This is a genomic window from Dichotomicrobium thermohalophilum (assembly GCF_003550175.1).
GTDB lineage: Bacteria > Pseudomonadota > Alphaproteobacteria > Rhizobiales > Rhodomicrobiaceae > Dichotomicrobium > Dichotomicrobium thermohalophilum.
In genome coordinates this window covers 1,263,534-1,284,265 of the sequence record NZ_QXDF01000001.1, presented here as the reverse complement: position 1 = coordinate 1,284,265, position 20,732 = coordinate 1,263,534, and the positions used below count along the sequence as shown (strand labels likewise).

24 protein-coding genes, 1 tRNA gene and 1 other RNA gene are annotated in these 20,732 nt (G+C 63.8%); 9 read left to right on the top strand and 17 right to left on the bottom strand.

Translation table 11 applies throughout. The annotated features are described in order from the left end of the window. Window positions 1-62: 62 nt before the first annotated feature. The 8 genes from tig to fabI form a co-directional block, all read right to left on the bottom strand. On the bottom strand, window positions 63-1,412 hold the full coding sequence (gene tig, locus BXY53_RS05855) for a trigger factor (protein ID WP_119060925.1): 1,350 nt from the start codon (window positions 1,410-1,412) through the stop codon (window positions 63-65). Window positions 1,413-1,487: 75 nt separating this feature from the next. Further along, window positions 1,488-1,572 (bottom strand) — tRNA-Leu (locus BXY53_RS05850). 99 nt (window positions 1,573-1,671) lie between these two features. Further along, complete coding sequence (locus BXY53_RS05845; RefSeq protein ID WP_147361513.1) at window positions 1,672-2,670, bottom strand: MBL fold metallo-hydrolase; 999 nt, start codon at window positions 2,668-2,670, stop codon at window positions 1,672-1,674. Between the two features lie 100 nt (window positions 2,671-2,770). After that, window positions 2,771-3,271 (bottom strand): hypothetical protein, encoded by a 501-nt coding sequence (locus BXY53_RS05840; RefSeq protein ID WP_119060923.1) that lies wholly within the window; start codon window positions 3,269-3,271, stop codon window positions 2,771-2,773. A gap of 97 nt (window positions 3,272-3,368) precedes the next feature. After that, entirely contained in the window at window positions 3,369-4,460 is a 1,092-nt protein-coding gene (gene aroC / locus BXY53_RS05835; protein WP_119060922.1) for a chorismate synthase, read from the bottom strand. Window positions 4,461-4,502: 42 nt separating this feature from the next. Further along, window positions 4,503-5,093 (bottom strand): histidine phosphatase family protein, encoded by a 591-nt coding sequence (locus BXY53_RS05830; protein WP_119060921.1) that lies wholly within the window; start codon window positions 5,091-5,093, stop codon window positions 4,503-4,505. A gap of 13 nt (window positions 5,094-5,106) precedes the next feature. Then, window positions 5,107-5,811, bottom strand: a complete 705-nt coding sequence (locus BXY53_RS05825) for a hypothetical protein (protein WP_147361512.1) — start codon at window positions 5,809-5,811, stop codon at window positions 5,107-5,109. A 30-nt stretch (window positions 5,812-5,841) separates the two neighbouring features. Further along, window positions 5,842-6,654, bottom strand: a complete 813-nt coding sequence (fabI, locus tag BXY53_RS05820) for an enoyl-ACP reductase FabI (RefSeq protein WP_280985252.1) — start codon at window positions 6,652-6,654, stop codon at window positions 5,842-5,844. A gap of 216 nt (window positions 6,655-6,870) precedes the next feature. Here fabI and pdxH point away from each other — a divergent pair, with 216 nt between their 5' ends. Continuing rightward, the gene (gene pdxH, locus BXY53_RS05815) at window positions 6,871-7,512 is read left to right on the top strand and encodes a pyridoxamine 5'-phosphate oxidase (RefSeq protein WP_119060918.1); all 642 of its coding nucleotides are present in this window, start codon (window positions 6,871-6,873) and stop codon (window positions 7,510-7,512) included. A gap of 24 nt (window positions 7,513-7,536) precedes the next feature. Then, window positions 7,537-7,929: a hypothetical protein gene (locus tag BXY53_RS05810; protein WP_119060917.1), complete on the top strand. Its 393-nt coding sequence runs from the start codon at window positions 7,537-7,539 to the stop codon at window positions 7,927-7,929. A 1-nt stretch (window position 7,930) separates the two neighbouring features. Here the strand turns inward: BXY53_RS05810 and BXY53_RS05805 are convergent, their stop codons facing one another. The 5 genes from BXY53_RS05805 to BXY53_RS05785 all read right to left on the bottom strand — a co-directional run bounded on the left by BXY53_RS05805 (window position 7,931) and on the right by BXY53_RS05785 (window position 10,879). Next, complete coding sequence (locus BXY53_RS05805) at window positions 7,931-8,692, bottom strand: metallophosphoesterase (protein ID WP_119060916.1); 762 nt, start codon at window positions 8,690-8,692, stop codon at window positions 7,931-7,933. A gap of 292 nt (window positions 8,693-8,984) precedes the next feature. Then, window positions 8,985-9,287 carry a hypothetical protein gene (locus BXY53_RS05800; RefSeq protein WP_147361511.1) on the bottom strand — a complete coding sequence of 101 codons (303 nt, stop codon included), beginning with the start codon at window positions 9,285-9,287 and terminating at the stop codon, window positions 8,985-8,987. A 15-nt stretch (window positions 9,288-9,302) separates the two neighbouring features. Continuing rightward, entirely contained in the window at window positions 9,303-10,202 is a 900-nt protein-coding gene (gene folD / locus BXY53_RS05795; protein ID WP_119060914.1) for a bifunctional methylenetetrahydrofolate dehydrogenase/methenyltetrahydrofolate cyclohydrolase FolD, read from the bottom strand. Between the two features lie 46 nt (window positions 10,203-10,248). Then, on the bottom strand, window positions 10,249-10,575 hold the full coding sequence (locus tag BXY53_RS05790; protein ID WP_119060913.1) for a DUF167 domain-containing protein: 327 nt from the start codon (window positions 10,573-10,575) through the stop codon (window positions 10,249-10,251). A 4-nt stretch (window positions 10,576-10,579) separates the two neighbouring features. Next, a complete protein-coding gene (locus BXY53_RS05785) occupies window positions 10,580-10,879 on the bottom strand; it encodes a YggT family protein (RefSeq protein WP_119060912.1) in 300 nt (99 codons plus the stop codon). 144 nt (window positions 10,880-11,023) lie between these two features. Here BXY53_RS05785 and ssrA point away from each other — a divergent pair. The 6 genes from ssrA (at window position 11,024) to BXY53_RS05755 (ending at window position 14,745) form a co-directional block, all read left to right on the top strand. Further along, window positions 11,024-11,099, top strand: a transfer-messenger RNA (tmRNA) gene (gene ssrA / locus BXY53_RS05780). Between the two features lie 321 nt (window positions 11,100-11,420). After that, the gene (locus BXY53_RS05775; RefSeq protein ID WP_119060911.1) at window positions 11,421-12,287 is read left to right on the top strand and encodes an SH3 domain-containing protein; all 867 of its coding nucleotides are present in this window, start codon (window positions 11,421-11,423) and stop codon (window positions 12,285-12,287) included. Window positions 12,288-12,389: 102 nt separating this feature from the next. After that, a complete protein-coding gene (locus BXY53_RS05770; protein WP_119060910.1) occupies window positions 12,390-12,710 on the top strand; it encodes a hypothetical protein in 321 nt (106 codons plus the stop codon). Window positions 12,711-12,949: 239 nt separating this feature from the next. Further along, a complete protein-coding gene (locus BXY53_RS05765; protein WP_119061792.1) occupies window positions 12,950-13,147 on the top strand; it encodes a type II toxin-antitoxin system HicA family toxin in 198 nt (65 codons plus the stop codon). Further along, window positions 13,147-13,353 (top strand): type II toxin-antitoxin system HicB family antitoxin, encoded by a 207-nt coding sequence (locus BXY53_RS05760; protein ID WP_119060909.1) that lies wholly within the window; start codon window positions 13,147-13,149, stop codon window positions 13,351-13,353. Before BXY53_RS05765 ends, BXY53_RS05760 begins: the two co-directional genes overlap by 1 nt. Window positions 13,354-13,704: 351 nt before the next feature. After that, complete coding sequence (locus BXY53_RS05755) at window positions 13,705-14,745, top strand: AbrB family transcriptional regulator (RefSeq protein WP_170144354.1); 1,041 nt, start codon at window positions 13,705-13,707, stop codon at window positions 14,743-14,745. 4 nt (window positions 14,746-14,749) lie between these two features. Here BXY53_RS05755 and BXY53_RS05750 read toward each other — a convergent pair whose 3' ends face one another. The 4 genes from BXY53_RS05750 to BXY53_RS05735 all read right to left on the bottom strand — a co-directional run bounded on the left by BXY53_RS05750 (window position 14,750) and on the right by BXY53_RS05735 (window position 19,880). Then, window positions 14,750-15,205, bottom strand: a complete 456-nt coding sequence (locus BXY53_RS05750; protein WP_119060907.1) for a (2Fe-2S)-binding protein — start codon at window positions 15,203-15,205, stop codon at window positions 14,750-14,752. Window positions 15,206-15,217: 12 nt separating this feature from the next. Then, entirely contained in the window at window positions 15,218-17,560 is a 2,343-nt protein-coding gene (locus BXY53_RS05745) for a xanthine dehydrogenase family protein molybdopterin-binding subunit (RefSeq protein WP_245410371.1), read from the bottom strand. A 243-nt stretch (window positions 17,561-17,803) separates the two neighbouring features. After that, on the bottom strand, window positions 17,804-18,790 hold the full coding sequence (locus tag BXY53_RS05740; RefSeq protein WP_119060906.1) for an MBL fold metallo-hydrolase: 987 nt from the start codon (window positions 18,788-18,790) through the stop codon (window positions 17,804-17,806). A gap of 127 nt (window positions 18,791-18,917) precedes the next feature. Further along, the gene (locus BXY53_RS05735) at window positions 18,918-19,880 is read right to left on the bottom strand and encodes a LuxR C-terminal-related transcriptional regulator (RefSeq protein ID WP_119060905.1); all 963 of its coding nucleotides are present in this window, start codon (window positions 19,878-19,880) and stop codon (window positions 18,918-18,920) included. Between the two features lie 353 nt (window positions 19,881-20,233). Here BXY53_RS05735 and BXY53_RS05730 point away from each other — a divergent pair, with 353 nt between their 5' ends. After that, window positions 20,234-20,701, top strand: coding sequence for a hypothetical protein (locus BXY53_RS05730; protein WP_119060904.1), 468 nt, complete (start codon window positions 20,234-20,236; stop codon window positions 20,699-20,701). The last annotated feature ends 31 nt before the right edge of the window (window positions 20,702-20,732 follow it).

The window sequence follows — 20,732 nt, the reverse complement described above, 5'->3', positions numbered from 1 at the left end:
CGGTCGCACCGGATTGTCGCAGGCGAGAGCCGAGCCCCCGCGCCCGCCGGAGCATGGCCGCGTTACGCAGCCTCTTCCTCCGGCATGTTGAACAGCTCGTCCTTCGACACGGGCTTTTCCGTGACATTGGCCATCGCCAGTGCGTAATCCACCACCTTTTCCTCAAAGATGGGCCCGCGCAGCTCGATCAGCGCACTCGGGTTCTGCTGGAAATACTCGATGACCTGCTTTTCCTGACCGGGATACTGACGGGCCTGATCCATCATCGCCCGTTTCATTTCCTCGTCAGTCACCTCGATATCGTTACGCTGTCCGATCTCGGCAAGGACCAGGCCAAGGCGCACGCGGCGCTCGGCGAGCTTGCGATTGCGCTCGCGTTCGTCCTCCTCGGTGGTCTCCATGTCCTCGAAGCTCTTCCCGGCGCGCTCCATCTGCTGGGTGGTCTGGCGCCAAAGCTCGTTGAACTCCTGCTCCACGAGTGAGCCAGGCAATTCAAAATCGTGCGCCTTCTCCAGCTCGTCGAGAAGCTGGCGCTTGAGCTTGGTGCGGCTGGCCTGTTCCAGCTCCTTGGAAAGCTTGTCGCGGATCGCCTCGCGGAGTTTGTCCATGGACTCGAAGCCCATGTTCTTGGCGAATTCGTCGTCGGCCTCCGGGAGCTTCGGCGCGCCGACCTCCTTCACCTTCACGTCGAACTGCGCGTGCTTGCCGGCGAGATGCTCCGCGCCGTATTCTTCCGGGAAGGTCACATCGACGGTGCGCTCCTCGCCGGGCTTCGCGCCGACAAGCCCTTCCTCGAACCCGGGAATAAACTGGTTCTTCCCGATCACCACCGAGATGTCCTCGGCCGAACCGCCCTCGAACGGCTCACCGTCGATCTTGCCGACGAAATCCACCTTGAGCTGATCGCCCTCTTCCGCCGCGCCGTCCTTCGGCTCATAGGTCGCGCTCGATTCGAGAAGCTGCTGAACACTCTTCTCGACGTCCTCCTCGTCGACCTCCGCGACCTCCTTTTCAAGGTCCAGCTTGCTGAGGTCGGCCAGCTCCATGTCCGGGATGACCTCGAAGGACATCGTGTATTCGAGATCGGCCTCGCCGCTGATGATGTTCTCGACGCCCTCGGAGTCTTCCGGCAGGTTGATCTGCGGCTGTTGCGCCGGGCGCTCATCGCGCTCGGCCAGCGCCTGCTGGCTGGTCTCGGAGATGGTCTGCTGAAGCACCTCGGTCATGATCGAGCGGCCATAGAGACGGCGCAGATGCTCGACCGGCACCTTCCCCGGCCGGAAACCCTTGATGTTCGCACGCTGCTTCATCTCCTGAAGGCGCGCATCGACCTTTTCCTCGATCTCCGGGCGCGCGACCGTCACCTTCAGCTCGCGCTTGAGTCCATCCGAAACCGTCTCAGTAACCTGCATAATCCGTGTTTTCCGTTCGTCTCTTGTGATTCTTGCCAGCCGGGGCGCCCCGGACGATTCATGCGCTTTACCCCTTGGTGCGGGCGGAGGGACTTGAACCCCCACGGCTTGCGCCACCAGAACCTAAATCTGGCGTGTCTACCAATTCCACCACACCCGCAGCGTATTGCCTCCGCGTCAAGACTTTAAGGGCCTATATCACAGCCAATCCGCGCTGGGCCAGCGCGATATCACGGCTTTGGCGGTGGCGCAAAAGTGATCACGCCGGTTCGACATTCCAGTCCCAGTTCTCCGGGATAAAGCGATAGGCCGTGTTCAGAGGCGCCACGCGCCCAACGCCGGGGAACGGCGCATGATAAAGGGCGATCCGCATGTCCTCGCTCGCGGCCATCTCCAGTATCCGCTTGCGCGTCTCCGCCGCCTTTTCGCCGTCCATGTCGAAGCCGAAATGCCAGCCCGGCTGCTCGAACGAGATATATGGATGCGTCAGCGCATCGCCCACGACCAGAAGCCGCTCGCTCGCCGACTCGACCATCACGCCCGAATGGCCGGGCGTGTGCCCCGGCGCGGAAAACAGCCGCACGCCCGGTGCCACTTCGGCGTCAGGATTGGCCCGGGTCGTGCGCGCGGAGACGGCGGTCAGGTTCTTGCGCGCACCACGGGCCATCGGCTTGCGCGCCTCGGGCAGCCGCTCGGCCAGCTTCTCATCGGTCCAGAAGCGCCATTCCTCAGAATTGATCGCGTATTCGGCATGCGGAAAGCGCGGCGCCTCGCCCGCATCGTCAAGGATGCCCCAGACGTGGTCCGGGTGGCCATGCGTGATGACGACAAGCGTGATGTCTTCGGGGCTGTAACCTGCGGCCTTCAAGCTCGCCTCGATTCGCCCGGCGCTCTCCTGGAAATCCGGCCCGGCGCCTGCATCGACGAGGATGATCTGCTCACCTGTGTCGATCAGTGTCAGGTTGAGATGCCCCCGCTGCATGTCCGCCCCCTGACGGATCGTCTTGAGGTAGCTGCGCAGCGTAGCCTCCGGGACGTTCGCGGCGAGCGTCGGCGTGGGCAGACTGAGTTGCCCGTCGCTGACGATAGTGACGAGATAATCGCCCAGCCTGAAGCGGTAGAAGCCCGGCGCCTGCCGCGCCTGCGGGCCCTTCTGCAATTCCGGTGCCTGAGCCGCTGCGGAACTAGCTACTGAAACGAGCGGCGCAGCCGCAGCTACACGCAACAGGGACCGCCGGCTGAATGAAGATGCCGTCATGAAATCTGCCTTCCAGAAACGGATTGCCGAGAATGAATTTTGCGCGAGCACGCCTTACGCCATAGATGGCGTCACATAGCTGAAAGTCCAGACGAAATGCCTAACGATAATAGTGCCAGAGCCGGGTCATGGTGCTGTGGATCTGCTCGGGGTCCGGCCGGAACGGTTCCAGCCGGATGCGGACGACATTATCGGGACCGAGCTTCCATGGCAGCTTCATCAGGATGCGGTAGAGCGGCTGGCGGCGCCAGTCGGCGATAAGCGCGTGGTCGAGATCGCGCTTGAGCTGGATGTGCAGCTCCTTGTTCTCAATGTTCCGCACCGCGAAGGTGCGCAGCAGGATGTCATTCACCTCCCGCCACGGGATCAGCCCGAGACCGTCACAGAAGATACCGTATTCATTCGCGCCGAAGCGCGGGCGCCCCTCAATCAGCGGATAAAAGTAATAGGCCACGCTGCCCGCCGCGATGCCCAGCGGCAGAAAAAACTGCTGTCCGCCCGAGACATAGATGCCCAGCGACATCAGCGCGACGAAGGCCATGAAATAGAAGCGGAAGCCACCGCGGTTCGCCCCATAGGGCAAGGCGAAGCCGCGGCTCATGACCTCTTCCTGTGACGGCTTGGTCTCTTCGGAGGGCCTTTGCGGAGGTTGCGCCTGTGCCGTCATCAAAAGCGCTCGTGGGTCTGGTGGACGTCGCTCATGTCCCGCCGCATTGCGCGCGGTGACGCAGCAGGTGATCGGCCAGCACCAGCGCCATCATCGCCTCGCCGACCGGCACCGCCCGAATACCCACGCAAGGATCGTGCCGCCCCTTGGTGACGATCTCCGTCTCCTGCCCGGTGGCATCGACCGTCTGCCGCGGCTTGAGGATCGAGGAGGTCGGCTTCACGGCGAACCGCGCCACGATTGGCTGGCCCGTGGACAGCCCGCCCAGGACCCCGCCAGCCTTGTTCGACAGAAACTCGGGCGTCCCGTCCGGGCGCATGCGCATTTCATCGGCGTTCTCCTCGCCCGACAGCGCCGCAGCCGCGAAGCCTGCCCCGATTTCGACTCCCTTGACCGCATTGATGCTCATGAAAGCGGCAGCAATGTCCTGGTCGAGCTTGCCGTAAAGCGGCGCGCCCAGGCCCGGCGGCACGCCTTCGGCAACGATCTCGATCACCGCGCCGGCCGAGGAGCCGGCCTTGCGCACGCCGTCCAGATAATCGGCCCAGCGCGCTGCGGCCTCAGCGTCAGGGGCGAAGAACGGGTTGCGGTCGACTTCGTCCCAGTCCCAGTTCCCGCGATCGATTTCGTGAGGTCCGAGCTGCACCAGCGCGCCGCGGATGGTCATGCCAGCGAGCACCTTGCGTGCCACCGCACCGGCTGCGACGCGCATCGCCGTCTCCCGCGCCGAGGAGCGTCCCCCGCCGCGATAGTCACGGATCCCGTACTTGGCGAGATAGGTGTAGTCGGCGTGGCCGGGCCGGAACTTGTCCTTGATCTCGCCGTAGTCTTTCGACCGCTGGTCGACATTCTCGATCTGAAGCGCAATCGGCGTGCCGGTCGTGAGCCGGACGCCGTCATCACCTGCGAACACGCCCGACATGATCCTGACCTGATCGGCTTCCTGCCGCTGTGTCGTGTAGCGTGACTGGCCGGGGCGGCGCCGATCCAGCCAAGGCTGAATGTCCTCTTCGGTCAGCGGGATACCGGGTGGGCACCCGTCGATGACGCAGCCGATGGCCGGGCCGTGGCTCTCGCCCCAGGTGGTCAGGCGGAACAGATGCCCAAAGGTGTTGTGAGACATGACTCTGCGACCTTCGCTGAGGGGGCGCGGCAAGTTAGGCGCTCAAATCCAGTCGAGCGCGCCGGCGCGAATAACCAGCACCTTGTCCTGCGGCACCGCCATCTGCAACGTCGCCTCGGGGTCCAGCCCTTCGACGTATCGCCGCAGGCAGCGCATCACGCCCCCATGCGCCGTGACGACTGTATCGCGTTTCACGCTTTCGAGCCAGTCACACACGCGCTGATAGAGCATCGCGTAGCTTTCGCCGCCAGGGTGCTGGAACCCCCAGCGATCGGCCGGCGCGCGTCCCGCATACCGCTCTATCGCCGCTACGACCTCTGTCGGCAGCTTCCCCTGGTTATCGCCGCCGTTGATCTCACGCAGACGCCGGTCGGTTCGATAGGCTGTAGGCTCGACTGCCAGCGCGCGGCGCACGATCTGCATTGTTTCGGATGCGCGGCTGAGCGGGCTGGAGACGAAATCGAAGTCCGCCGGATCGCCGATCACCCGGGCCAGGACTGCGCCATTGCGTGCGGCCTGCGCCCGTCCGGTGTCATTGAGCGGGATGTCCAGATGCCCCTGGAATCGGGCCTCAGCGTTCCAGTCGGTCTGGCCGTGGCGCACAAAGTAGATGGTAACGCCGTCCAAGCGCATGCGGCGTCAGAAACTACCGCTTGCAAGCAAGGCTGAATTGCGCGCGCTGCACCGTCTGATCGGTGTCCAGCAGGATCAGCTCGCAGGTCACGCCCTTATGGATGATCTGCTTGCCATCCTTCACGCGCATGCTGATGCGCTTTCCGTTGACGCTCAGACCGGCCGACTTGGAGCCGACAGTCTCCAGACCGAAGCGCAGATCAACCTGATCAAAACCGCGCGCGGCCTCGCGCTCAAGTTGAAAGCGGTCATAAAGCAGGACCGAGTCATCGCCGGGTTCCGGTGCCGTTGCAGCCGCGGCGGTACGCTGCTCGCCGCCCTCCGCCGGCGCAGGCGGGGCTGCTGCCGTCCGTCCCTGCTTCGCTGCCGCAAGCTCTTCTTTCAACGTCGCGACCTCGTCCCGGGCCGCGGCCAACTCCTGCTTGGTGGCATCCAGCTCATCCGCCATCTTCGCCAGCCGCGCCTGGCTTTCGGCGAGGGCGTCGGCCCGCTGCTCGTTGGTGTCGCGCCGCTCCGCCAGTGCCTCCTTGAGTTCAGCGATCTCCCGATTCAGGCTCTTGATCTCGGTCAGGGCCGCGTTCGAGTCGTTTGGCGCCTGGGAGGCCGTCCCGGCCTTCTCCGGGCCCAGCCCGGCCGTGTAGCCTGCATAGAACGCCACACCGCCCAGCGCCACCAACGCCACGACCGCGGTGACGGCGATATACGTAATGATTTTCATCGGATCCATGACGGATCGTCCCCTTCCCTCTTACACAACGGAGATGTCCGGCGCGTCCTCCGCCTTCATCCCCACCACGTGGTACCCACAATCGACATGATGGACTTCGCCCGTCACACTGCGTCCCCAATCCGACAAAAGATAGACGGCCGAATACCCGACATCCTCGATCGTTACGGTCCGGCGCAACGGCGCGTTGTATTCGTTCCATTTGAGGATGTAACGGAAGTCGCCTATGCCTGACGCCGCCAGCGTCTTGATCGGCCCGGCCGAAATCGCGTTGACCCGAATGCCCTCCTTGCCGAGATCGGCCGCGAGATACTTTACGCTCGCCTCCAGCGCCGCCTTGGCAACCCCCATCACGTTGTAATGCGGCATGACCTTCTCGGCGCCGTAATAGGTCAGCGTGAGGATCGACCCTCCATCCGTCATCAGCTTTTCCGCGCGCTGGGCCACTGCGGTAAGCGAATAGCAGGAGACAAGCAGGGTCTGTTTAAAATTTTCTTCCGAGGTGTCGACGTATCGGCCGTCCAGTTCCGACTTGTCGGAGAATGCGATGGCGTGGACAACGAAATCGAGCTGGCCCCATTGCTCGCGCAACGTGGCGAAGGCCGCGTCGAGCGAGGCGCTGTCCGTCACATCGCAGGGCATGACGAGCTTGGCGCCGACCTCTTCGGCCAGCGGGCGCACACGTTTTTCCATTGCCTCGCCCTGATAGGTCAGGGCCAGTTCCGCCCCGGCATCCGCGCATGCTTTCGTGATGCCCCAGGCGATCGAGCGGTTGTTCGCCACGCCCATGACAAGCCCGCGTTTGCCCGCCATCAACTGTTGTCCGTCGGCCACCGTCGTCCTCTTTGTCTCGCGGATTTCAAGTTGGGCTGCATCCTACACGAAAGGCCATGCGCGTCCAGCCCGCGTGACACTGACCCGCGCCGTAGCGCCAGCGGTCTGGCTGCCGTTCCGCCAGGCTGCGCATCGCCGCATTGACATTTGACGCGAATGGCGGAACGGTCGCGCGTTATCACTCGGCGTGACACCACGAAATCAGGCGCAAGCACGATGAGTCAGGACGGCACGACCGAAGACGCGGAATTGCCCGGTGACCGCGATCCGGCGCACAAGGACGACCCCTTCGCGCTGTTCGACGCATGGATGGCCGATGCCGCGAAGAGCGAGATCAACGATGCCAACGCCATGGCGCTCGCCACGGTGGACGCTGACGGGATGCCGAATGTGCGCATGGTGCTGCTGAAGGAGGCCACGCCGGAGGGGTTCGTCTTCTATACCAACACCGAAAGCACCAAGGGCCAGGAACTGGCCGCACAGCCGAAGGCGGCACTGTGCTTTCACTGGAAAAGCCTGCGCCGGCAGGTACGCGTGCGCGGGCCTGTGGAGCCGGTCAGCGCGGAGGAAGCGGATGCCTATTTCGAGACCCGCGCCTATGGCAGCCGCATCGGGGCCTGGGCCTCGCAGCAGTCACGCCCGCTCGGCACCCGCTTCGGCCTGGAGAAAGCGGTGGCGAAATACACGGCCAAATATCCGACCGGCAACGTCCCGCGCCCACCCTACTGGAGCGGCTACCGCCTGATTCCGGTGGAGATCGAATTCTGGCGCAACCGGCGCTTCCGCCTGCATGACCGCTTCTTGTTCCGGCGCGGCGGGCCGGACGCGCCGTGGATGCGCGAGCGGCTTTATCCGTAATCGATGCGCAGCTCTGGGAGATTTTTGCTGCGGGGCACGCTCGCCTGGCTGCCGATGCCGGTCATTGCCATCGGCAATGCCGCATTGCGCGAACTGGCATTGCAGCCCGCGTTCGGCGCGGCAGCGCAGCCGGCGAGCGGCATCACGCTGGCGGTTCTGCTGGCGCTTTATGCTTTCGTGATGTTTCGGCGGCTCATAGGCGGCGCAGCGCGCTGGGCGGCCTGGCTGCTCGGGGGTATCTGGGCTGCGCTTACGCTCGGATTCGAATATGCCCTCATCGCTTCACAGCAGCCCGCACCGCTCGCCCGGCTGTTCGAGACGCTGTCGCCCACCACGATCGCGGAGGGCAACCTGTTCGCACTTGCCGTGCTGGCCGTCTTGCTGGCGCCGCCGCTTTTCACCCGGCCGCCGGGCTGAGCTACATCAGGCTTGCGTCCTCGACCTCATCCTCACCGAGCAACTGCCCCGCAGCGATCGGGAATGCCTGCCCGTGGCTGACCACCCACACGAACAGCCCTTCGTGGCCCATCAGCGGGTCAAGGGTCTTGTCCAGCACGTTGGTGCCCGGCCCATAGTGGCCCACGGACGGCAGAAGCATCCGCATGCCGTTGGAGACGAAGCAGCGCGCCCGCGTCACGCGGTCATACTGCGTGAACGTCGCCACCGGATGGACGCCGCCGGCAACCTCATGGGTGATCGGCGCGCGGACCGGTTCATTGCGGAAGCGCAGGCTCGCCAGCGAGACGTTCGGACAGACAGTGCCGCCGACCTTTTCCGGGATCCCCGGGTCATCTTCGCCGGAGACCCAGTACCAGTCGCGGCCATCCATCAGGTCGATGAGCCAGTCGATGTCGTGGATCGATAATCCGCGGCGATAGACGTTCGGACCGCCGAAACTCTCGCCCAGCGCGATCACCCGCGCCGGATCATAGCGACTCAGGGCGTCCTCGACCTTCTCAAAGACCGAGAGCGTGTCATATGGCGGAAGGACAGCGTCGTCCTCGGCGAGATAGGAGCCCTTGTCGAGGCACAGATCGGAGAAGATCATCGTCTCTTCGGCCGGCCAGTACAGCGCCCCCGTGTGATCGGCGATGAACGACTTGCCGCAGAACAGGACCCGCGCCGCGCCAACCTGGAAGAGATCGTCGCGTTCATACTTGAGAGAAGCCGTATCTGACATGTCTTGCAATCCCCCTCGCGGGCAGCGGGCATCGGCCCAGCCGCCTCAAGCGTTGCGCATCCAACTGGCACGCGCGACCGAGAGGCCATATCGGACGATTGGCTTGATTGTTGCCTGATTCGCACAGTGGGCTGTGAGAAAAATCTGCAACCGCCGTTAGAATCTAGCCTTTTTGTCCACAGAAGTGGGGCGGAAACGCCACGCAACGGCGTGGTTCATGCCGGATTTGTGCAGCGAAGCCGGCACTGCGCGCGTCACTTGGTGGATCGTGAGCGAATCTCTGGGGAGCGCATCAACGTTTGACGCAGACATCGGCTTTGGCGACGCAGTACCACTCCTCGAAACCGAGCGGATAGACGGCCTCGCACGCGGTCTCCTCGCGCTCGATGCTGACGACCTCCCGCCGCATCTCACGCCACCGCCCAAGCTCGGCCTCGATCGCCTTTTCGCGGTTCCGCTCAGCGGAGAAGCGCGTGTAATCCTGGCCAAAGCCTTCGACCTCGCCGATCACCGTCCGGCAGTAGGAACTGGCCCGCGCTTCACCTGCAAGGCTGAGCAACGCGGCTGCGACCATCAGCGTTCTAACACTGTTCAAGACCAGGCCCTTCCCTCACGCGCCGATCGCAACCGGTTCCAAGCCGTTGATGGCCCGCGCCGCATTGACCGTGTTGGCCAGCAGGCAGGCGATCGTCATCGGCCCAACGCCCCCCGGCACCGGCGTGATCGCGCTGGCGACTTCGCGCGCTTCCTCGAACGCCACGTCACCGACGAGCCGGCCCTTCTCCTCGCCCGGCTGCGGCTCGAGCCGGTTGATGCCCACGTCGATCACCGTCGCGCCAGGCTTCACCCAGTCGCCCCGCACCATCTCGGCCCTGCCGACCGCCGCCAACAGCAGATCAGCCCGGCGCGTCACCTCAGGCAGATCACGCGTGCGGGAATGGGCGATCGTAACCGTGCAGTTCTCCTTCAGCAGGAGCTGGGCCAACGGCTTGCCGACGATATTGGAGCGCCCGACGATCACGGCTTCCATGCCGGTCAGGTCCGGCTGAACCGTTTTCGCCAGGATCACGCAGCCCAGCGGCGTGCACGGCGCGATGCCGCCCGCCCCCGTCGCAACGCGGCCGACATTCTCGGGATGAAAGCCGTCGACATCTTTCGCCGGGCTGATCGCCTCGATGACGCGCGTCTCGTCGATCTGCTCGGGCAGCGGCAACTGCACCAGAATGCCGTGGACAGAAGGATCCTCGTTCAGGTCCGCGACCAGCGCCAGCAGATCCGCCTCCGATGTCTCGGCCGGCAACTTGTGCATTGTCGAGACCATGCCGGCGGCCTCGGTCTGACGACTCTTGTTGCGCACATACACCTGGCTTGCCGGGTTCTCGCCGACCAGAACCACCGTCAGCCCTGGTGTAACCCCATGATCACGCTTGAGCGCCGCGACCTCCTCCGCAACGCGGCCGCGGACCTGCTGCGCAACCTGCTTACCGTCAATGATCTGGGCCCCGGACATGGCGCGCTCCTTTGCTGGCAGTGTTCAGGCAACCTTTAGCCGCCTGTCATAGACGATCCAGACGCTCTGCCAATCGTCTGTACAAGGCATCGGTTTCGCCCGTAGCGACAACCGTCTTGAGCCGGGATCGTTCACCCGAAACGAGCCGGACGTCCTGGGGCGCCAGATCGAGCCAGCGCGCCAGGACACACTCCACGGCCGCATTCGCCTTACCGTCTTCCGCTGCTGCGCGCACGCGCACCAGCAGCCGCGTCTCATCGCCCCACGCACGCGCGCCAGTGACGGCGTCGCACTTGGCGTTCGGGGTCACGCGAAGCTTCAGCGCCAACCCGTCCGCGTGCGGGGCCGCGACACCGTTCGGCGGCGCGCTCATTCTGCTAGAAGCCACGGAAGAACGGGATCAGCCAGCCGTGAATCACGACCGTCTGAATGAAGTAGATTCCGATGATGAGCACGATCGGCGAGAGGTCCAGCCCGCCAAAGTCGGGCAGAGCGTTCCGGATCGGGCGCAAGGCGGGCTCCGTCAGCCGGTAGAGCGCCTCCGACACCATGCGCACGAACTGGTTGTGGACGTTGATGACATTGAAGGCGATCAGCCAACTGAAGATCACCGCGACGACGACCACGGTGACGTAAAGCCCTAGTAGCCACGAGATAAATTGGAGTAGTGGGATCATGCGTGCCCCCTGGCTGCGCTGTTCGCCTCCATTTAACCGGCTTGATCGCGCCCCGCAAGCAGCCAGCCTGCAGCCATCCACGCAGGCTCGCCACCACGCGCAGCTTGACAGGCCCGTGGGCGCGCTCCTAAATGGCCGTCATCCGGGGCCGTAGCTCAGTTGGGAGAGCGCAGCAATCGCACTGCTGAGGTCAGGGGTTCGATTCCCCTCGGCTCCACCAATGCCCCTTGCTCACCAACGCGTTTCAGCAAACCTCATTGGCAAGTCAATTCGGGCCGCGGCATACGAAAGTTCATCGGCGCAGGCCTGTGTTGCCGACAGCATGTCGACTATTGGCGAACTTGCGCTCGACCGAGCATGACCCAGCACTTGTACGTCTGTCGCAACCCGCAGCCCAATTGGTCGCGAGTTGTGCAACTGGACTTGCTGGTTAGGGCATCGGTCCGAAGCGTAGCCTACGCATGTTGCGCAGACCCTTTTCGACATCCTGACGCCCGTGGCACTATAAATGCATCCTTAATTGGGTCAGGCATGTTCAGTCATGAGAGATCGGTTGGGCCATATCGGTTTATGGGTCCTCAGAGCTGTCTTAGCTGCGATCTTTATTTCTGCTCCAGTCCATGTGGCGCAGGCTGCATTCATCGAGAAAAAGCCTCTCGGCCCGGAATCGCCGGACCTCATAATGGTATTCGGGGAGTTGGAGACACGAGACATCGAGCGGTTTCGGGATGTCGCGAGCAATACGCCGGAAGCGATCGTGGCTCTGGCTGGCCCTGGGGGCAGCGTCGCCGCAGGTATCGAAATCGGACACATGATCCGGCTGCGCAACTACAAGACGGTCGTCTTTGGCGATCAGCAATGTGCTTCATCCTGCGCATTGGCTTGGCTAGGAGGTGCGCCGCGCTTCATGGCGGAATCCGCCAGGATAGGCTTCCACGCAGCTAGCGATGGCAGGTCCGGGCAAGTGAGCGGCGCAGGCAACGCGCTCGTGGGAGCTTATCTAAACCGGATCGGACTGCAGGCTAGCGCTATTGTTTACATCACGCAGGCCGGCCCGGACGGTATGATCTGGCTGTCCCCGGCCGAAGCCAAGAGATACGGCATAGAAGTCCAGACTCTTGAGAGCCAAGAGAGAACTCGTTCGGACAACGGAGCTTTTGGACTGTCGGCTCCGGCTGGGTTTGGGCGAGGCGGGAGTCAGTTCGTCACTGACTATCGAGTCGTTCGGGATCCTAAGGACGGGTGGTTGAACTTACGGACCGGACCAAGTACGGACTTCAATATTATCCGCCGTATGGATAACGGAACGCGGGTGAGAATATTGGAACTATATGGCGAATGGGCACTTGTCCGGCACGAGTCCGGATCAGTGGGCTGGGCTTACCTTCCGTACATGGCAAAGCGTTAAACTGCGACATTCAAGGAGCTTTGCAGGCAAAAACCCCCAATCCCCAGATCGACGCCACCCGGAGAAGACGCAAAAACCCACCAACTAAGGTCGCAATGCAACATGCACGCCCTGACGCTCGAGTGGAGTTTTTTTGCGTCCCTGCTATTTTTAGGGGGCTGGTTCTGGCTAGCGATGAACTCGTATTGGACGCGCGTTCTGACGATTGGTTTGGTGCTTGCAGCCTGGGGAAGCGTCCTGGCATTTGGCGTATATGTTGGGATTAGCCAAATCGCTGAAGGCAGCTTCTGGGGCCTGATGCCGATAATCGTCGCCGCTGGGCTGTCGAGCCTTTACTGGATCGCTATCGATGCGGCAGTTAAATGGGTGGAGGCGCAGAAGCACTATTATGGCGGCTTCTGGAAACCTTGGGACGCGCCTTAAAACACCACGTACTATTCGGTACCGCTTAAGATCACATTAGCGCGTATTTCGATCAGACTGAAACGAGGCAACATTCGTCATTGCCGGACTTGATCCGGGAATCCAGCTTATCAGCTCGACGGCTGCCGCTATGGATGACCGTGTGAAGCACGGGCATGACGTGGCTCTTGCTGATCGAAAACCCCTTTAATGGCGGGTGTGACGCTCGGTCGAGAAATTGCGACACGAAAGGCGAGGTGTTGAAAGTTCGTGAGGCGATTAAGCTGATCGAAGCGGCGGGCTGGTATCAGGTCGCCACGCGCGGCAGTCATCGCCAGTTTAAGCATGACGACAAGCCCGGCCGTGTTACTATCGCGGGGAAGCCCTCAGACGACTTGGCCCCCGGCACCTTGGGCAGCATATTGAAGCAGGCGGGCTTGAAAGACGAGGATCAGTGATGCGCTACGCAGTTGTGATCGAACAGGCGAACGGGAATTATTCGGCCTATGTGCCGGACCTGCCCGGCTGCGTGGCCACGGGCGCGACGCGCGAAGAGGTCGAGCGCGAAATCCGCGAAGCGATCCGGCTCCATCTTGACGGCATGGCCGAAGATGGCACGTCCCCGCCGACGCCGAAAAGCACGCTCGCCTATGTCGAAGCGTGAAAACGCCCGCCCGCGGCGCTCTCTTTTGTGAGCGCCAGGCTGGCGAGAGTTGCGCGATTGATCGGTGGAAGGGCGTTGGCGAACCCCCAAGCTTAGAGAGGATCGTCTTGCCGGCCTCTTGCGGCGCGCGGCAGAGGATAATCGCCACGGCATCGCACCCACGGTCGGAAATACGCGGTGTCATCCAAGAGCAACGGGGGCTTTTCAACGCTTCAGCCATGCTTCGAGGGGCATAGGGAAACTGGTGATGGCGACATAGTTGACATGGCCGGCAGCGCGCCGGACATTGCCTTACATGCTCGCCAACCCAAGACGTTTTGTCGCTCCAGAGCGCCGCGAGCGGCCGGCCTGATGGAGCCTGCCCCACGCCAGACCATCGCTGTCCAACTCCGCACGCTTGCGGTCGCCGCCGTCGGCGGGCTGGCCTTTGCGCTCGTCGGCGTACCCGGCGGCTATCTCAGCGGCGCGATCCTCGCCTGCGCCGTCGCTGCGCTGGCCGGGCTGGACGCGCGCATATCCCAACCGATGCGCAATGTCGCGCTGCTCATGCTCGGCGTCGTCGTCGGCTCCACCGTGACCGCCGAGACACTGGAGGCCCTGCCTCGCTGGCCGCTTTCCCTGCTGGCGCTGGCGGTGGCGATGGCCGCGCTGGTCATGGTCGTGCCGCGCTACTTGTCGCGGATGCACGGCCTCGACACGCCCACAGCGCGGCTCTGTGCGATCCCCGGTGCGGTGTCGCTCGTGCTGGCGCTGGCCGATGAGCTGAATGTCGATGAGCGGCGCGTCGCGGTTCTCCAGTCGCTGCGCCTCGCGATCCTGATGATGGCGGTGCCCCTGGTCGTCAGCCTGGGCGTCGATCTCGGGGATGGTGGTCAGGCTGTCGAACCGTTGCTCAGTACGCCGCAGCTTGTCGCGCTGCTCGGCATGGCGGTGGCTGGCTTCCTGATCGCGCGATGCTTCGGTGTGCCCGCTCCGGCGCTGACCGGGGCGATGCTCATTTCCGGCGCGCTGTTCGCCTCTGGCACGGTCGGGGGCCGCCTGCCAGAGCCGCTTGTCGCCGCCGCCTTCATCGTGCTGGGCGCATCGGTGGGCGCGCGCTTCGCCGGGATCGACCGGGCCTATCTCGCCGGGTGTCTGGGCATGAGCGCCGGCGGGATCACGCTGGCGGTCATCATCACGGCGCTGATCGCCTGGCCCGCCGCGGCCTATCTCGACCTGCCCTTCATGCAGATGTGGCTGGCGATGGCGCCCGGCGGGTTCGACACGATGGTCGCGCTGGCACTGGCGCTCGGCGTGGACCCGGCCTTCGTCGCCGGCCACCAGCTCATCCGCCTGCTCGGCCTGTTCCTGATCGTGCCGTTCCTGTTCCGCGGGGCGCGGCGCGCACCGTGATGGCTCAGACGTTGCGCGCGGCGTCCTTGATCGCCTGACGAATGCGCATATAGGCCGCGCAGCGGCACAGGTTGCCCGACATGCGCTCGTCGATATCCGCGTCGCTCGGCTCCGGCACCTCGCGCAGCAGGGCGATCGCCGACATGATCTGGCCAGACTGGCAATAGCCGCACTGCGGCACGTCGATGCCCTGCCAGGCCGCGCGCACGGCCTCTGCCTCCTTGCCCTCGACGCCTTCAATGGTGGTCACCTGCGCGCCGTCCAGCGTTTCCACCGGCGTGATGCAGGATGGCCGCGGCGATCCGTCGACATGCACCATACAGGCGCCGCACTGCGCGATGCCACAGCCGTATTTCGCACCCGTCAGGCCCAGCCGGTCACGCAGCACCCACAGAAGCGGCATCCCTTCGGGTAGGTCGAGATCATGCTCGGTGCCGTTCACGGTCAGTTTGATGGTCATGGCTAGTTTCCTTTAGCTCTGACGCCCGGCGCGTTTCGGCAGGCGGTCGCCGCTTTCCGGCGTGAAGACCGGCAGGCGGCGGATGCGTGTGCCCGTTGCGGCGAAGACGGCGTTGGTTAGCGCCGGCGCGGCGGGCGGCGTCGGCGGCTCGCCCACGCCGCCCGGCGGGGCGTCGGATTCGACGATATGCGTCTCCATCTCGCGTGGCGCCTCGTCGATGCGCATTATCCGCCAGCCCGGGAAGTTGCCCTGCTGGATGACACCGTTCTTCGCCGTGATCTCGCCGTAGAGCGCGTTGGACAGGCCATACAGCGTGCCGCCCTCGATCTGCGCGGCAGTGTGGCGCGTGTTCACGACCGTGCCGGCATCGAGCACGGACCACACCTTGGGGATGCGCAGGCGGCCCTCGTCATCCACCTCGACCTCAACGACCGTGGCGGCATAGGTCAGGAAGGAGCGGTGCGCGGCGATGCCCAGCCCCCGGCCGTCCGGCAGCGAGCGGCCCCAGCCGGACATCTCCGCCGCAATCTCGATGACGTTCGCCAGACGGCCCGTGTCGATGGGATACTCATCCATCGGGTCGCCGTAGTTGTCGTATTGCGCGCCCTCTTCGCGCGGGTCGACGTAGCGTGGCTGGCCGATCAGCTCGAGCAGGTAGTCCTTCGGGTCGCGTCCGGCGGCGTGCGCAAGTTCATCGGCGAAACTCTGGATGGCGAAAGCGTGATAGACATTCGCGACCGAGCGCAGCCAGCCGATGCGCACCTTGGCCGGCGCATCACCGGTTTCGAGCTGCAGGTTCGGCACGGCGAAGGGGTTGTCTGTCGCGCCGAGCCGCAACTCCCCCCATGACGGCGTTTCGAGCCCCGCCTGGAAGGTGGACGGGATCGGCGGGAACACCGTGCGATGCAGGAACGCCGTGCAGCGTCCGTCGCTATCGAGCCCGCCTTCCATGTGCTGCGCGCTGACAGAATGGAAGTAGCCGTGCTTGATGTCGTCCTCGCGCGTCCAGGTCACCTTGACAGGCTGGCCGACCTTGCGGGCGATCAGCGCGGCCTCCACGACGAAATCAGGCTTCGACTTGCGCCCGAACGCGCCACCGAGCCATGTCACGTTGATGGTGACGTTGTCCTCCGGCAAGCCGGTGGCCTTCGCCACCTCGGAGCGCGCGGTCTGCGGCGCCTGCACGCAAGCCCAGCACTCGACCTTGTCGCCAGTCCAGCGCGCGGTCGCCGCCGGTGGCTCCATCGGCGACTGTGACAGATGCGGCATGTAATAATCGGCCGTGACACGCTTGTCGGCGGCGTCCAGAGCGGCATAGACATCGCCGCGCGTGCGCCGCACCTCCCCTTTCTGCTGCGCGGTCTCCATAAGCGCTTTCTCGAACGCTTCGGAGTCGTAATCCGCGTTCGGGCCGGCGTCCCATTCGATTTCAAGGGCCTGCGCGCCCTGCATCGCGGCCCATGTGTCCTTCGCCACCACCGCGACGCCGCCTAGCGGCTTGAATGCGGCCGGCTGCTCCAGCGCGGGCAGGTCGACGGTCTGCACGACGCCGGGAACCTCCATCGCCTTTGCCGCATCGTGGCTCTTGACTTTTCCGAACACCTGCGGCGGGCGCGCGATCACTGCGACGAGCATGTCCGGGAGCTGGACATCCATGCCGAAAGTGCCCTCGCCCTTGACGATTTTCGGCACCGTGAGCGAGGGAACCGGCTTGCCGATATAGCGCCATTCGTCGCGCGCTTTCAGGCGGATATCACCCTCGCCGGGCACCGGCTGCGCCGCGGCGGCCTCGGCCAGTTCGGCGTAGCTCGCCTCGCGGCCGTCCGGGCCTTTCACCACGTTCTGCACGCCGCGACACTCGCCGGGATGGACGCCCCAACGCTTTGCCGCCGCCCGCTCCAGCATGGTCCGCATCGCCGCACCAGCCACCCGGAGCCGGTAGAGGTTGCGCCGGACCGACCGTGAGCCGTCCGTATTCTGACTGCCGTATTTCGGATGGCCGATAGCCTGGACGATTTCGACGCGGTCCCAATCGGCCTCAAGCTCATCGGCGAGGATCTGGCCGATCGAGGTCCAGACCTGCTGGCCCATTTCCGAGCGGTGGCAGGTCAGCTTGACCGTGCCGTCCGACTCGATGGAGATGAACAAAGAGGGTGTCGCGTCGCCGCCGCGGACGTTCTCCAGCCCGCCGGCTGTGGCGTCAGCCATCGCCGGCCCGCCTTTCATCGCGAGGCCCATGACAAATGCGCCGGCACCCGCCCCAACCATGAAACCACGCCGGCTTACATTGAACAGATGCGATGTGCCTGGACGGCGCGGCGTCTCGGCGCCATAGCCGAATTCCGTCATGAACATGGCTGACTCCCTGTTTCCGCCAGGCGCGGCCGCCGTCTGCGCGGCAAATGCAAGCGAGTTCGCTGAGCCTGGTCAGTCTATCCCGGGCGACGAGGCTAAATCGGAACACTGACACCGCCAAGACCACGGGGCGGTCATGGATAAATTGTAATCGGCCGAGGCAGTCAGACTGGGACGTCGCCTGTTAACACGCCCATGCCGCGAAAAAGCGGGGCGCCGACCGCGCCGACGCCCCGCAACGTCTCACGCGGTTTGCGCGTGGTGGCCGAAGTAGAGGAACTCGCGGTCCATCCGGGCGATCTCGCTGGCGTTCAGCGGCAGGCTCGGCCCATCGAGCATCTTGAAGCTTTTCTGCGACTTGACCCACTCGTCCGCGGTTTGCAGCGTCGTGAGCGTATAGCTTGTGGTCTCATTCAGGTAGTGCGTCGGGATGACCACCTTGGGCTTGAGGCGCTCCACGATGGCGTTGCCCATCTCGTAGGACAGGATATGCTCCGACCCGTCCACCGGCAGGGTCAGGACATCGACGCGGCCCACGGCATCCCAGAACGCGTCGGCCGGGTCGGGCCGGTTGTCGCCCCAGATCAGCGTCCGTATCCCGCCCGTCTCGATCACGAAAGTAACGTTGTCCATGTGCCCCACGTTGTCCGGCGGGCAAGCCTCAGCGCCGAACTCCGCCAGCGCGTTTGTCCACTCATACCAGCCCGGTGCGACGCATGTATGCTTGTCGGCAAATCCGGTGATCTTCAGATCGGCGAATTCGAAGTTGCCCACCATCCGATCGAGGATCATCGTCGAGTGCGGTCGCATGATCGCGTCGTGGTCGAAATGGGTGTGGGTGGACATGCAGATGTCGACCACTGTCTCCGGGAACTCGTTCTTGAACCACATGCCCCAAGCGCCGGAGGGGTCGTCACGCCACGGGTCGACCAGCACGGTCGCGCCTGCCGGCGAGGTGATCTTGAAAGCGCAGTGCCCGTAGAAATCGATGCCGACGGTGCCCTCGGTGGATGTGCCCGTCTGGCTCTGCAGATCGATGACGTGGTTGTTGTTGCCCGGCTGCTTCCAGTCCGTGGACTGGGCCATGGCGCGGTCGCCGATCAGGAATGACCCCGCGGCAGCGATTCCTGACGCGCCAGCCGCCGTGAAAAACGATCGCCGCGACAAGCCCGGCGTCGATTGGTCATTCGTCGCGTTGGTGTGGGCAGGTTCCTGAGTCTTTCGTGTCATGACCGCCTTCCCTGTTAACATGGGTTGCCGCCGGAAGAAGTCCGGCAATCCCAGTTTAGTTTTGGCAAGGGGCGGTCAGACCGTGTGAAATTCATGGGAAGACCATGGGGACAAACCCCATGGTTTTTCACTGGCTGGACAGAAGCAGGCTTCGCAGATTGCGCCCTGAGCGCCTGAGGCCCAGCTTCTTGCGGATATTGTTGCGGTGAAACTCGACTGTGCTGGGCTCGCGGGCAAGTGTGCGGGCAATATCCTTCGTGCTCAACCCACGCATGATCATCTGCGCAACCTCCTGCTCGGCTGGAGTCAGCCGTTCGAGGATCGTGGTCAAATCGCCCGATCTGGACGTGGAGATCGCGTTCAGGCCGTCCTCGATCATGTCGAGGTAGGTTGCAGCCGCAGGATCATGGGCCAACCGGCTGCGCAACTTTGCGAGGCTGGGCCATACCAACCCCTTGATCTGTCGGAGCACATGCGCGTCGTAATCCTTTCGCTGGTTCTCCAGATTGCTGATCAGGACACGAAGCGCGGAGTTGGCTTCTTCCAGTTCCTGCGTGCGCTGCTCGACCCGCTCTTCCAACTGAGACAGGGCACGCTGGAGCTCTTTCTCAAGTTTTGCGCGCGCTGCCACTTCGCACAGCAGTTTCAGGTCCGCCTCGATGACGCGGGCAAATTCGGCCAGCCCTTCCCGGAACGTCAGCGCCTGCGGATTGCGCTGCCGGTCCAGCACGCAAATCGTTCCGAATGTCGAGCCGTCGGGCCACTGCAGCGGGTAGCCGACGTAGAAGCTCATCCCGAATTTCAGGTCTTCATTATCATCCCATTCCGGGTCGAGGAGAGCATTCTCGACGATGAGTTCGGAGCCCTTGCTCAGGACGCCGTAGCAATAGAGATCCCGCTTGAGCTGAAACCGCAGCCCAACAGCGTACGGGTTATCTTCACCGCGGCTTCGCACCAGAACCGAGTGGTTTGGCGCATGCGTGCGCATGATCAGGCTGGCGGGAACATCCGCGAGTTTCGCGATCAGATCGACAATGCGCTGCCAGTTGGCGAGCGTATCCTCTGGAATGGCCGGCTTCGGTCCGTCCATGCGCGAAGTTCCGGTTCAGGTGCTCCGCTTGTCAAATGACTGTACGACCGGGGGATATGCCGGACAAGCCGCCACAGGTCGCGGCTCGCCGCAGCTCAAGCATTTCGCCCGCCCGTCACCGAGCCGCTCCCAGGAGACGCGCATCTCATCCGCTAGCCACGGAAGCGTGGACCGTGGCCGGACAGCCGGTCGCCGGGCCGGGCTGCGGGGAATGGCGTCAGCAGCCTGCCGCGCGTAAGGAACTGGCAAAAACCGTGAGGTAATATGAACTTGTCCTTCTATTGTAGAAGCGTGTCCGGCTTGACTTATCCGGCCCGCCACCCATAACTGGCAGTCCAGTGTTTGGGGATCCTATGACCGTTCGGTTGGCATTTTTCTGTCTGGGCTTGATGGCGATCGTCGCCGCAATCCTGTTCGCGGTGCCCGGCGTGTCGTCCCTAGGTCAAGCCTTGCTCTCCGAGCGTGCTCATGTCGCCTCAGCTCATGCGATGCATCAAAGGGCTAGCGAGGCTGACGAGCTTGCGATTTTTGCAAGCTCGCACGAGCATCACCATGCCGCGCTACCGGCTGGCAGCGCCACCTCGCCGCAGGGCGATGAACGCTGTCCGCCCTGCTATGACGGCTCACAGTTGGCGGTTAAGACCAGCACCCTGACGCGCGAACGCGAGAAGCCTGCCAAGAAGTCCCTAAGCGCCACTCTGCTCCCATCCATTACCGGCCCCTCGCGGCCTCTACTGAGTGATAGACAGGCGGTCCCGCGCTTTTCCTTGCCGCCCGCGCAGGCGGACATCATCCTGCGCACCGGCCGCATGCGCATTTGATACCCGACCATCGTTCTGACTGACCGCTTCC